This window comes from Bosea sp. AS-1 (assembly GCF_002220095.1).
Lineage (GTDB): Bacteria > Pseudomonadota > Alphaproteobacteria > Rhizobiales > Beijerinckiaceae > Allobosea.
In genome coordinates this window covers 4,770,895-4,782,641 of sequence record NZ_CP022372.1, presented here as the reverse complement: position 1 = coordinate 4,782,641, position 11,747 = coordinate 4,770,895, and the positions used below count along the sequence as shown (strand labels likewise).

10 protein-coding genes are annotated in these 11,747 nt (G+C 66.7%); 3 read left to right on the top strand and 7 right to left on the bottom strand.

Annotation, left to right across the window (positions count from 1 at the left end):
• Positions 1–20 precede the first annotated feature (20 nt).
• From CE453_RS24435 to CE453_RS24420, 4 genes are all read right to left on the bottom strand, one after another.
• Positions 21–1,022 carry a 4-hydroxyproline epimerase gene (locus tag CE453_RS24435; RefSeq protein WP_089176946.1) on the bottom strand — a complete coding sequence of 334 codons (1,002 nt, stop codon included), beginning with the start codon at positions 1,020–1,022 and terminating at the stop codon, positions 21–23.
• Between the two features lie 10 nt (positions 1,023–1,032).
• Positions 1,033–2,277 (bottom strand): NAD(P)/FAD-dependent oxidoreductase, encoded by a 1,245-nt coding sequence (locus tag CE453_RS24430; protein WP_089176945.1) that lies wholly within the window; start codon positions 2,275–2,277, stop codon positions 1,033–1,035.
• Positions 2,278–2,324: 47 nt separating this feature from the next.
• Positions 2,325–3,287, bottom strand: a complete 963-nt coding sequence (locus CE453_RS24425) for a dihydrodipicolinate synthase family protein (protein ID WP_089176944.1) — start codon at positions 3,285–3,287, stop codon at positions 2,325–2,327.
• A 119-nt stretch (positions 3,288–3,406) separates the two neighbouring features.
• Positions 3,407–4,111 carry a GntR family transcriptional regulator gene (locus tag CE453_RS24420; RefSeq protein WP_089176943.1) on the bottom strand — a complete coding sequence of 235 codons (705 nt, stop codon included), beginning with the start codon at positions 4,109–4,111 and terminating at the stop codon, positions 3,407–3,409.
• A 426-nt stretch (positions 4,112–4,537) separates the two neighbouring features.
• On the opposite strand from CE453_RS24420, the gene CE453_RS24415 reads away from it, so the two are divergent.
• From CE453_RS24415 to CE453_RS24405, 3 genes are read left to right on the top strand one after another with little or no spacing between them, the layout of a single operon-like run.
• Positions 4,538–5,815, top strand: a complete 1,278-nt coding sequence (locus CE453_RS24415) for a c-type cytochrome (protein WP_089178127.1) — start codon at positions 4,538–4,540, stop codon at positions 5,813–5,815.
• Positions 5,812–6,267 (top strand): (2Fe-2S)-binding protein, encoded by a 456-nt coding sequence (locus CE453_RS24410; protein ID WP_089176942.1) that lies wholly within the window; start codon positions 5,812–5,814, stop codon positions 6,265–6,267. The genes CE453_RS24415 and CE453_RS24410 overlap by 4 nt, the downstream gene beginning before the upstream one ends.
• A gap of 10 nt (positions 6,268–6,277) precedes the next feature.
• Positions 6,278–8,506: a xanthine dehydrogenase family protein molybdopterin-binding subunit gene (locus tag CE453_RS24405; RefSeq protein ID WP_089176941.1), complete on the top strand. Its 2,229-nt coding sequence runs from the start codon at positions 6,278–6,280 to the stop codon at positions 8,504–8,506.
• Positions 8,507–8,536: 30 nt separating this feature from the next.
• Here CE453_RS24405 and CE453_RS24400 read toward each other — a convergent pair whose 3' ends face one another.
• Genes CE453_RS24400 through dsbD form a run of 3 tightly spaced genes read right to left on the bottom strand, consistent with a single transcriptional unit; the run spans position 8,537 to position 11,695 of the window.
• Positions 8,537–9,250, bottom strand: a complete 714-nt coding sequence (locus CE453_RS24400; protein ID WP_349236631.1) for a L,D-transpeptidase — start codon at positions 9,248–9,250, stop codon at positions 8,537–8,539.
• A gap of 7 nt (positions 9,251–9,257) precedes the next feature.
• Positions 9,258–9,881 (bottom strand): DsbA family protein, encoded by a 624-nt coding sequence (locus CE453_RS24395; protein ID WP_089176939.1) that lies wholly within the window; start codon positions 9,879–9,881, stop codon positions 9,258–9,260.
• Positions 9,882–9,901: 20 nt separating this feature from the next.
• Complete coding sequence (gene dsbD, locus CE453_RS24390; RefSeq protein ID WP_089176938.1) at positions 9,902–11,695, bottom strand: protein-disulfide reductase DsbD; 1,794 nt, start codon at positions 11,693–11,695, stop codon at positions 9,902–9,904.
• Positions 11,696–11,747 lie beyond the last annotated feature (52 nt).

The following is an 11,747-nucleotide window of genomic DNA, read 5'->3' as shown; positions in this document are numbered from 1 at the left end:
CGCAGCCGTCTGCGAAGCCGTCAGGTCACGACGAAGCCGTGAGCGAAGGGGTCACGGTCGTCGATGAAGATGGTGTTGTAGCCGGTCATCCGGGCCCAGCCGGCGATGGAAGGGATGATCGCCTCGCGATTGGCCACCGTGGTCGCAGCCTCGACGCGTCCCTTGAACAGGGACCCGATGATGGATTCGTGCACGAATTCGTCGCCGACCTTGAGCTTTCCCTTGGCGGCGAGCTGCGCCATGCGGGCCGAGGTGCCGGTGCCGCAGGGCGAGCGATCTATCGCCTTGTCTCCGTAAAACACCGCGTTGCGAGCATGGGCCTCGGGCTTCGTCGCCTTGCCGGTCCACTGGATGTGGCTCAGACCCGTGATCTGCGCGTGCTCGGGATGAACGAACTCGTATTTCTTGTTCAGCGCGGCGCGCAGCTTCGGGGACCAGCCGATCAACTCGCCGGCAGTGTGGTCGGCCATGTCGCGAAAATTCTTCTGCGGCTCGACGATGGCGTAGAAGTTGCCGCCATAGGCGACGTCGACCACGATTTCGCCAAGTCCCTCGACCTCGGCGGTGAGCCCCTCGGCATAGAGGAAGCCTGGGACGTTGGTCAGGCGCACCTCCTCGACGAAGCGGCCCTCCTGGCGGTAGCTGATGTCGACCTTGCCGGCGGGCGCGTCGATCGAGAGCTTGCCCGGCTCGCGCGGGGTGATCAGCCCGTTCTCGATGCCCATGGTGATGGTGCCGATGGTGCCGTGACCGCACATCGGCAGGCAGCCCGAGGTCTCGATGAAGAGCACGGCGACATCGCAGTCGGGCCGGGTGGGTGGATAGAGGATCGAGCCCGACATCATGTCGTGGCCACGCGGCTCGAACATTAGGCCGGTGCGGATCCAATCGAATTCGCGCAGGAAATGCGCCCGCTTCTCCAGCATGTTGGCGCCTTCGAGCCGTGGCCCGCCACCGGATACGAGGCGCACCGGATTGCCGCAGGTGTGGCCGTCGATGCAGGAGAAGGTGTGGCTGGCCATGTTGGGGCCCTCAGAAACGCTGCGGGGAAAAGGAAGCGATGTCGATGGCGGGAGGCCGATCCGTCAAGAGGTCTGCGACCAGCCTTGCTGTGCCGGCCGATTGCGTCAGGCCGAGATGTCCGTGACCGAAGGCATAGATCACACGCGGCGTGGCGCTCGCCCGGCCGATCGCAGGCAGGCTGTCCGGCAGGGAGGGGCGGAAGCCCATCCACTGCACGCCGCCTGCGGGCTTGAGGCCGGGCAGGAAGGCGCGAGCCTTGGCCAGCATCGCCTCCGAGCGGCGGAAGTTCGGGGCCAGCTCAAGCCCGCCCAACTCGACGGCGCCCCCGACGCGGATGCCGGTCGAAAGCCTGGAGACCACGAAGCCGTGGCCGCCGAAAGTTACTTGCGTGCGCAGGTCGAAGGCATCGGAGGGCAGGGTGGTGTTGTAGCCGCGTTCGGTTTCGAGCGGGATAGGCTCGCCGAGGCTGCGGGCGATGCGATGCGACAAGGCGCCGGCGGCTAGGACGACCTTCGCGGCCTGGCGGATGCTGCCGTCGTGTCCGCGGACCGCGATGCCGTCGCCCTGCGGCGCCAGACCGTCGACTTCCAGGCATTCGATCGTACCGCCCTTGCGCTGGAAATGCTCTGCGAGCGCCAGCGTGTAGAGCTTCGGATCGGCGATTGAATACCAGCCCGGCGTGAAGGTGCCGTGGGTGAAGCGCGGCGCGAGCCCAGGTTGGATCGCGGCCATGCCAGCGGCATCGAGATGCTCGAACGCGATGCCATGTTCTTCGCGAGCGCGCCAGCCGGGCAGGGACGCTTTCAGCTCCGCTTCGCCCTCATAAACCTGAAGATTGCCGTCCTTGCGTAGCATGTCGAGCGTACCGGTCTCGTGCAGGAAAGGCTCGAGCTCGGCTTTCGACAGGTCCATCAGGGCCGTTTGCGCGGCGGTGGAATGAGCTACGCGGGCAGGAGAGCAGGCCTGCCAGAAGCGGAACATCCAGGGCGCGATCTGCAGCGCATAGGCCGGTGGCACCGAAAGCGGCCCGAGCGGATCGAGCAGCCACTTCGGCGCCTTGCGCAGGATGCCTGGCGAGGCGAGCGGCAGGATGTCGGTGAAGGCGAAGGCGCCGGCGTTGCCGGCCGAGGCCCCCGCCGCCGGGCCTTCGCGATCCAGGACGGTGACCGACAGCCCGCGCCCTTGCACCGCGACGGCAGCAGAGAGGCCGATCACGCCGGCGCCGATCACGATGACATCCGGATATGGCGCCATTCGGCTCCGTCCAATCTCCGAGCTGCGGTGATGTCGAAGCCGCTCTCTCAGCCGCGATAACTCTGGACGGCGCCCGGCAGCTGGCTCCAGCCGGCATACCAGGTCTTGAATTGATCGAGCTGCTGCTTCGCATGGACCCGCTGGCTGGGCGACAGCGCGTCGGTCGCGTTGAAGTGCAGCTCGTATTCGGGGTTGCCCTCGAGCACCATCAGGTACTTGTAATAGAGGACGAGGTCGGCACCCTCGTCATAGGTCGACAGCACTTCGAGCGCCTCGCTCAGCTCCTGTGCGCGGATGCGAGCTTCGACATCGCCGGCGGCGGCGGCCTTGGTCAGGGCGACGAAGTGAAGGATCTCCTTAGGAAGCACGTTGCCGATGCCGGTGATCGCTCCGACGGCGCCGCATTTGACGTAGCCGTGGAACACGCAGGTATCGACGCCGACCATCAGGATGACGTTCTCGTCATGGCCGGTGATGTGCTCGGCCGCATAGCTCATCGCGGCGGCGCCGCCGAATTCCTTGAAGCCGATCAGGTTCGGATGGGCGGCGCGCAGCTCGAAGAACAGGTCGGCGCGGGTTTCGAAGCCGTAATAGGGGCTGTTGTAGATGACCGCCGGCAGCTTCGGCGCGGCTGCCAGGATATCCTTGAAGTGGTTGCGCTGCGCGGCGACGGACGAGCCGCGCGACAGCACGCGCGGGATCACCATCAAGCCGGCCGCGCCGACCTTGGCCGCATGGCTGGCCAGCGCCACGGCGGAGGCTGTGTTGACGGCACCCGTGCCGACGATGACTGGCACGCCGGCCTTCGTCAGCCGCTCGACGCCTTCCATGCGTTGCGCGTCGGAGAGGAGCGGCCAGTCGCCCATCGAGCCGCAATAGACCGCTGCGGTCATGCCGCTCGCGATCAGCTCCTTGCCCTTCCTGACGAGGGCATCGAAGTCCGGGCTGCGGTCAGCCTTGCAGGGGGTCATCAGGGCAGGGATTACGCCTTTGAAGATCTCGGAGGTCATGGGGCCATCTCTGAACGATTCTGGAGCCGAACCGGCACGCCGTCGGGACCGCCTGGCGCGGACAATTTTTATAGTATGCAAATTGTCGACATAAATCCAGTGCTGAATGGATCGGGTGCTTAGAGCGGGATGTCCTGGCGATTGTCGGCGGCGAAGAGACGCTGGATCTGGCGGACGATCTGATCGGCATGCGCCCGCGCCAGCGTGTCGGCGCGTGCGATGTCGCCATTGGCGATGGCGTCGATCATCTCCTCATGTTCGTGGACATATTCCTCGGGCAGGCGGTCGTTGAAGGATTGGTAGTACAGTCGCAGGAGCCGGCGCCCGTCATCGAGCAGTCGGGTGAACAGGCCATAGTAGTATGGGTTGCGGCCGGCCTCGGCGATCGCCGCATGGAACTGCCGGTTGGTCGCGATCATCGCGAGTGCATCCTGCGCCCGGACCGCCGCCGCGAACTCGGCTTGCTGCGCTCGGATCGCTTCCAGATCTTCCGGCCGGTGGTGCTGGGCCGCCAGTCGGGTCGTCACGCGGTACATCAGTGTGATCGCATCGAAGAAGGGGTTCAGGTTCAGCACGTCGATATTGGCGACGAGGGTCGATCGGTTCGGCAACGTCTCGACCAGCCCTTCGCCGGCGAGCCGCACAAGCGCTTCGCGGATCGGCGTGCGCGACATGCCGAAGCGCTCTGCGAGCTGGACCTCGTCGACGGGGCTGCCCGGCGGCAATGTCAGAGACAGGATTTCGGCGCGCAGCATGTCATAGACGAGCTTGACGCCCGAGCCGCGCTTGCGGTCTGTCGGGGGGCTGCTGGCTGTGGTGTTCATCGGTTTTGCCTCGCCTGCGGAGGATGGACTGTCGCACGATCCGGGCAGGCGACTGAAATGGGCGCTCTGCTGGTGCATGTGACCGTTCCGGATGCGGCTGCGCCGTTGTCGTCCGAGGGGAAGGGGGACGATAGGGCTTCGGCACTGGTTGGAGCCGTGCGCGCCTGTTTTTCCACAGCCGGTCGAGCCTTGAGCGTAGATGACCAAAGCCTCTCGCGCCTGTTTTCTGCGAAGCCGGACGGCCATGCCCTTTTTTCATTTCACGAACTAAAATCGTGACGCGTACAACTGACATCAGCTTTCCAATGCCGTGACAGGCGGGCGCTGTGCGCTTTCGGAAGGCGACGCCTCGGCCCGTTGGGGAGGGGTGCCAGGTCCTGCCGTTGGTGGCCGTGGGGTCCCGCGTCGGAATTGGAGTTGCATGACGTGAAGATTTTCAGGGCGGTTGCCGTTCTCCTGCTCGTGGCTCTCGTGGTGGCCGGCGCAGGGCTCTGGTGGATCTGGCGGCCGGCTCTGGCCCCGCGCGCCGAAGGCGCGGGCATCGAAAGCGATAAGACCCTGATTGGCCGCGGAGCCGATCTGGCGACGCTCGGCAATTGCGGCGACTGCCATACGGCCGAGGGTAAGCCGGCCTTGTCAGGTGGCAGGCCGCTGCCGACGCCGTTCGGTACGATCTACGCCAGCAACCTGACGCCGGACCGCGAGACCGGGATCGGGAGCTGGACGGAAGAAGCCTTCCGGCGCGCAATGCGCGAGGGCGTCGATCGCGAGGGGCGGCAGCTCTACCCGGCCTTCCCTTATGACCATTTCACCTTCGTCACCGACGAAGATGTCCGCAGCATCTATGCGTTCCTGATGAACCGGCCGGCCGTTTCCAGCCGCGTGCCCGAAAACCAGCTCGGCTTCCCCTTCAACATCCGCCCGATCGTGGCCGGCTGGAAGCTGCTCTTCCTGCATCAGGATCCGCTGCGCCCCGACCCGGCGAAGGGCGAGGACTGGAATCGTGGCCGCTATCTGGTCGAGGGGCTTGGCCATTGCGGATCATGCCACACGCCGCGGAATACCTTCGGGGCCGAGAAGAAAGGAAGCCTCTATGCCGGCGGCGTCGCCGATGGCTGGAATGCGCCGCCGCTCGACGCTTCGCTGATCAAGGCCCATCGCTGGACCGTCGACCAGCTGGCTGACTATCTGGCAACGGGCTGGCAGCGTCAGCACGGTGTCGCGGCGGGTCCGATGGCGGATGTCGCGAAGAATCTCGGTAGCATCTCGCGGAAAGAGGTGCGCGCCATCGCGACCTATGTCGCCAGCCTTTCGGCCGGGGCTCCCGCGGCTGGTCCAGCATCACCACCCGAAGGCAAGGCGCTGCCTGAATCGTCCGCTGCGATCGCTGCGCTTTACGATGGCGCCTGCGCCCGCTGCCACAATGGTCGGGGCGAGGTCGGCCCCTCCCAGGCCCTGCCGCTGCCGCTGAGCACGGCGGTGCACGCGCCGGGATCGGCCAACGCCGTTCGGGCCGTCCTGCAGGGCATCGAATCCTATCGCCGCGACGGCGGCCCCTACATGCCGGCCTTCGGCGGCATGTTCAGCGACGCCCAGGTCGCGGCGCTGGTCCAGTATGTCCGCGCCCGCTACAGCGACCAGCCGCTCTGGACGGATGTCGAGGCGGAGGTCGCCAAGGCCCGCAAGGAAGGAGCCCAGCCATGAAGTTCTCGTTGCACGTCAACGGCAAGACGGAGCAGGTCGAGGTGGCCGATCCGTCGACGCCGCTGCTCTATGTGCTCCGCAACGAACTCGCCTTGCACGGACCGCGCTTCGGCTGCGGGCTCGGCCAGTGCGGCGCTTGCATGGTGCATGTCGATGGCGAGCCAACCTTCTCCTGCCTGCTGCCGGTAGCCGCGGTGGAGGGGCGGAAGATCACGACGCTGGAGGGGTTGCTGGAAAACGGCAAGCCCAACAAGCTGCAGCAGGCCTTCATCGAGGAGGAGGCGGCCCAGTGCGGCTATTGCATCTCCGGCATGGTGATGCAGGCGCAGGCCTTGCTGAACCGCAACCCGCATCCGACCGAGGAAGAGATCCGCAGCCATATGGAGCCCAATCTCTGCCGTTGCGGGACGCATGTCGCCATCATGCGCGCGATCAAGCGCGCGGCTGCGTGAGGAGGCCGACATGAACATCGCTTTCAAGCCCTCGCGGCGCGATCTCCTGAAGGGCGGTGGAGCCCTGGTGGTCGCTTTTTCCCTGCCGGTGACGCGCAATGCGGCGCAGGCGCAAGCTCCTGCCGTTGTGGCGAAACCGGTCGCTCTCGATCAGGTCGACAGCTTTCTGTCGATCGACGACAAGGGCATGGTTACGCTGTTCAGCGGCAAGGTCGACCTTGGTACGGGTGTCCGGATCGGCTTGCAGCAGATCGTGGCGGAGGAGCTCGACGTTCCGCTCTCGGCGCTGTCGATCGTCGAGGGCGATACGGCGCTGACTCCCGATCAGGGGCCGACCTATGGCAGCCAGACGATCCAAGTCGCGGGCATGGTGATCCGCCAGGCTGCCGCCACGGCGCGCGCGGCCTTGCTGGATCTCGCAGCGCAGAAGCTTGGCGCGAACAAGGCCGAGCTGACGATTGTCGAAGGTGTCGTCTCTGCGCCCGGCGGCAGCCGCGTGAGCTACGCTGAACTCGTCGGCGGCCAATCCTTCTCCCTGAAGCTCGACTCGGCTGCGCCAGCGAAGGACCCGGCGCAATACAAGCTCGTCGGCAAGGCGATCCCGCGGCGGGACATCCCCGAGAAGCTGACGGGCCGCTTCACCTATATGCACGACGTGCGCGTGCCCGGCATGTTGCACGGCGCAGTGATCCGCCCGCCCGCGCTTGGCGCCAAGCTCCAAAGCGTCGACGAGGCTTCGGTCAAGGGCATGCCCGGCTTCGTCAGGACCGTGCGCGACGGAGACTTCCTCGGCGTCGTGACCGAGACCGAATGGGCTGCCGTCCGCGCGGCGCGCGAGCTCAAGGCGGTGTGGTCCAAATCTGAGACGCTGCCCGAACAGGATAAGCTCTGGGAGCATGTCCGGGCGACCAAAGTGGTCAAGGACGACGTCACCAGCACGGTCGGCGACACGGCTGCGGCGATGGCCGGAGAGGGCCGCAAGCTCGCCGCGACCTATGATTTCGCGATCCATACTCATGGATCGATCGGGCCTTCCTGCGCGATCTCGGAATTCAAGGACGGCAAGCTGACCTGCTGGTCGGCGTCGCAGGCGACGCATAATCTGCGCAAGCAGCTCGCGCTGATGTTGTCGCTGCCACTGGAGGACGTGCGCTGCATCTATGTCGATGGGGCGGGCTGCTATGGCCGCAATGGTCACGAAGACGCCGCTGCGGATTCTGCCCTGCTGGCCCAGGCCGTCGGCAAGCCGGTACGTGTGCAGTGGTCGCGGGCGGACGAGCATGGCTGGGACCCGAAGGGTGCGCCGACTCTGATCGACCTGCGCGCCAATCTCGATCCTTCCGGAACGGTCCTGGCCTGGGAAAGCGAATTCCATATTCCGCAGGGCGCCGGCGGCAATGTCGATCTCGTCGCGGCCACCTTGTCGGGCAAGCCCAAGGACAACCTGCTCTCGCCTGGCGGCATCACCGGCGATTCCGCGATTCCCTATCGCTTCCAGAACATCAAGACCGTTTGCCATCGGCTGGAGACGACGCCGCTGCGGCCATCCTGGATCAGGACGCCGGGGCGGATGCAGAACACCTTCGCCAATGAATGCTTCCTCGACGAGATCGCTGCGGCTGCCGCCGTAGACCCGATTGCCTTTCGACTGAAGTATCTCGACCCGGCCGATAGCCGCGGTCGGGAGGTGCTGGAGCGTCTCAGGAAGGTCGCGGCCTGGGAGGAGCGCCCGTCGCCGCGCAAGGACCGGAACGGCGCCATCCTCAAGGGGCGCGGCGTCAGCTATGTGAAATACGAGCTGGTGCGCACCTATGTCGGTATCGCCGCGGATGTCGAGGTCGACAGCGCCCTCGGCGACGTGCGCGTGACCAAGCTCTACGTCGTCCATGATTGCGGCCAGATCATCAATCCGAACGGCGTACGGGCGCAGATCGAAGGTAGCGTCATCCAGACGGTGAGCCGCACCATGAAGGAAGAGGTGACCTGGGATCGCGGCATGGTCACGAGCCTCGACTGGGCGACCTACCCCATCCTGCGCTTCTCTGAGTTGCCGGAGCTGGTGATCGACCTGATCGACCGGCCGACGGAGAAGCCCTGGGGAGCGGGGGAGCCGACCGCGGCGGTGGTGCCGTCCGCGATCTCGAATGCCATCTTCGACGCGACCGGCGCCCGTCTGCGTTCGGTTCCGTTCAAGCGGGAGAAGGTCAAGGCGGCCTTGCGGGAGCTTCAGAGCCAGTAGCCACGCGGTGGGGAGCCTTCGGCGCAAGGTTCATGCGCCGCCGTCCCGTCGCGCTGGCAGGACGACGACCTTCGCGCCGGCGCGCACGTGGGCGTAAAGATCGACCACGTCCTGGTTCATCATGCGGATGCAACCTGAGGACATGGCCTGCCCGATCGACCAGGGCTCGTTGGTCCCGTGGATGCGGTAAAGCGTGTCCTTGCCGTCCTTGAAGAGATAGAGCGCGCGCGCCCCGAGCGGGTTGTCCGCACCACCCTTCATCCCACCGGCCCACCGGGCGTATCTGCGGGGCTCGCGCCGGATCATGTCGGGTGTCGGCGTCCAGCTCGGCCAGGCGCGCTTGGTCGCGACATTGGCGGTCCCTGACCAGGCCAGACCTTCGCGGCCGACGCCGACGCCGTAGCGCAACGCCTTGCCGTTTTCCTGGACCAGGTAGAGGAAGCGCTTGCCCGGATCGACCACGATGGTACCCGGTGGCTGGCCCGTCGGGTTATCGACGAGCTGTCGCATATAGCGCGGCTTCAGATCCTCAAGCGATACGGCCGGGACAGCGAAGGGCTCGTCTTGCAGGGCTCCGTAGCGGGCCGCCTGCTCGGGCGGGATCACCGGTTTCGGTGCGGCGAGGGAAGTAGCCGGCGGAGCGCCCGTCGTAGTGCAGGCAGCGAGCGCGACCGGCAGCAGGGCGACGCAGAGCCAGCGCATTGCGGCACGGCGCATTGGGAAGGCGTGGTGCATCGATGTCATGCGAAGATCACTGACCGGCTGCCTGCTTCTTGCGCGCATCCGAGACCACTTGCTTGAAGCCGGCATAGTCGAGCGTCGAAGTGCGGAACGGCCCGACCAGATAGGTCGGCGTGCCCTGGAGGCCGAGCGAATCCGCCTGGGCGAGATTGCGGCGCAGCAGCGCCGTGATGTCGGCGGCATGGGCCTTGAGGTCGTTCTGGAGCTGCTCCAGCCCGACGCCGGAAGCTTTCACCGCCGCGAGCATCTTGTCCTGGGGAACGCGCCCACCCGGTATCGCCATCAGTGCGTGGTGAACGCGGTCATATTGCTGCTGGTAATGGGCCGCGAGCGCGAGCTGGGCGCCGTAGACGGACGCCTCGGTGAGGACCGGCCAATCCTTGTAGACCAGCCTGATCTTGCCGTCCTCGCGGACGATGCGGTCGAGATCCGGAGCCGATTTCTTGCAGTAGGGGCAGTTGTAGTCGAGGAAGGCGACGATCGTGACATCGCCTTTCGCATTGCCGGCGGTCGGCGCGGCGGGGTCGTGAAGGATGGCGTCGACGTCGATGCTCTCGGCGAAGGCGGGTCCGCCGGACAAGGCCGGCAAGGCCAGGCCGAGCGCTGCGGCCGTGAGAAAATCTCTGCGTTTCATGGGTGGCTTCCTCGTGTGGTTCAGATGCCGGCGCGGTCCAGCCGCTTGGCGATGTCCTGCGCGGTGATGGGGCCGATCAGGCGTGAGCCGGGGATTTCGCGACCCTGCGGATCGAGCAGGAACAGCGTCGGGGGGCCGACCACCGAAAAGCGCGTCATCAAGGCCTGGCTCGCCGCATCGTAGACGGTGACGTCGGCCGTGACGGCGGGCAGGGTGGCAAGCCGCTCCCGGATCGCGGGCGCTGCCATCGCCGCCTCATTCGATTTGCAGACCGTGCACCAGTCGGCCGTGAAGGAGATCAGGGTGGGGCGTCCGCCCGCGCCCGCTGCCGCTATCGCGCGCTCGAAAGCGGCTGGCGAGCTGACGCGGGCAATGCCGGAGGGGGCCGAGGCACTCGCGACCTGGCCGGATGCCATCCTCATGAAGGCGAGGGGACGCAGCATGTCGCCGGCCCCGCCGGCTGCGCCAACGATCAATAGGATGCTGTAGGCCGCTGTCGCGAGGCCTGTGGCCTTGCCGAGCCGCGCGGCCGGACCGCTACCGCCGTCGATGCGGTCGAAGCCGCCGAGGAAGGCCGCCAGTGCCAGGCCGGCCAAGCCCCAAAGCGCGAGTGCGGCTGGAGGCGGCAGCAGGCGCGCGACGAGCATCACCGCCACGGCAAGGAACACGACGCCGAACAGCTGCCGGACCTTCGTGAGCCACGGCCCGGATTTCGGCAGGAGGCGGGTGCCGAAGGTGCCGGCGACGATGAGCGGCAAGCCCATGCCGAGCCCCAGCGCGAACAGGGTCGCCGCGCCACGCGCGGCCTCTCCCGTCTGGACGGCGTAGAGCATCGCGGCAGCGAGCGGCGGCGTCACGCAGGGCCCGACGATAAGCGCCGAGCCGAAGCCGAGCAGTGCTGCCCCCATGACCGAGCCGCCACGTCCGGGCAGGCGGTTAGCCAGTTGCGGAGGCAGGGCAATCTCGTAAAGGCCGAACATGGCCAGCGCCAGGGCGACGAACAGGGAGGCCGCCAGCCCGAGCGCCCAGGGCGATTGCAGGGCAGCTTGCAGATTGGCGCCGGTCGCGCCGGCCGCGAGACCGACGAGCCCGTAGGCGGCCGCCATCGCCAGCACATAGCTCGCCGAGAGGATGAAGCCGCGCGTCGGGGAGAGCCTGCCTTCGCCGCTCGCGCCGGCGAGCATCGCTGAGAGGATCGGGATCATCGGGAAGACGCAGGGCGTCAGCGACAGCAAAAGGCCGAAGCCGAGGAAAGCCCCGAGCATGAGGACGACGTTCCCGCCAAGCGTGTCGGCAAGGCCGTCCTCGGTGGCGGCTGGTGCTGCCGGCGGGGACACCGTAGGCTCAACGGCAGCGTTTTCGCTGCTTCCGCCCAAGCCGAGCCGAACCTTGCCGATCGCGAGTGTCGCCAGATCCAGGGTGCGGGCCTGGGGTGGATAGCAGACGCCCTGCTCGGCGCAGCCTTGATAGCCGATCTCGATCGTGCCGGTGGCCGGCGCCGCCGCGAGAGTCGCGACCACGCTGCCATGGTAGATCTCGACCCGACCGAAATTCGGATCGTCCTTCTCCTCGCCGGCAGGCGTTTCGAGGGTGAGCGGCTTGCCCTCGCGCTTGGCGCTGAGGCTGTCGCGATAAAGGTAGTTTCCCGGCGCTGCCCCGAAACGCAGCATGAGCATGCCGGTCGCATCGCGCTCGGCCGTGAGCGTGAGGACCTGTTCTGCCGGAGCAGGAGTGGCACCCGCCGCCGGGCGAAACGCGAGCAGGGCGAGGAGGCACAGAAGCGCCGGGAGGCTGATCTTGCGAAGGAAGGACATGCGTCTGCAGAGGCTTTTGATCGTGATCGATGCCGCGCAGCCTCGCCTTCCA

Coding starts and splice junctions, on each gene's coding strand:
- CE453_RS24435 (WP_089176946.1), bottom strand. CDS start 1,022: ATGGCCAGCCACACCTTCTCCTGCATCGACGGCCACACCTGCGGCAAT.
- CE453_RS24430 (WP_089176945.1), bottom strand. CDS start 2,277: ATGGCGCCATATCCGGATGTCATCGTGATCGGCGCCGGCGTGATCGGC.
- CE453_RS24395 (WP_089176939.1), bottom strand. CDS start 9,881: ATGAAACGCAGAGATTTTCTCACGGCCGCAGCGCTCGGCCTGGCCTTG.
- dsbD (WP_089176938.1), bottom strand. CDS start 11,695: ATGTCCTTCCTTCGCAAGATCAGCCTCCCGGCGCTTCTGTGCCTCCTC.
- CE453_RS24410 (WP_089176942.1), top strand. CDS start 5,812: ATGAAGTTCTCGTTGCACGTCAACGGCAAGACGGAGCAGGTCGAGGTG.
- CE453_RS24400 (WP_349236631.1), bottom strand. CDS start 9,250: ATGACATCGATGCACCACGCCTTCCCAATGCGCCGTGCCGCAATGCGC.
- CE453_RS24405 (WP_089176941.1), top strand. CDS start 6,278: ATGAACATCGCTTTCAAGCCCTCGCGGCGCGATCTCCTGAAGGGCGGT.
- CE453_RS24425 (WP_089176944.1), bottom strand. CDS start 3,287: ATGACCTCCGAGATCTTCAAAGGCGTAATCCCTGCCCTGATGACCCCC.
- CE453_RS24420 (WP_089176943.1), bottom strand. CDS start 4,111: ATGAACACCACAGCCAGCAGCCCCCCGACAGACCGCAAGCGCGGCTCG.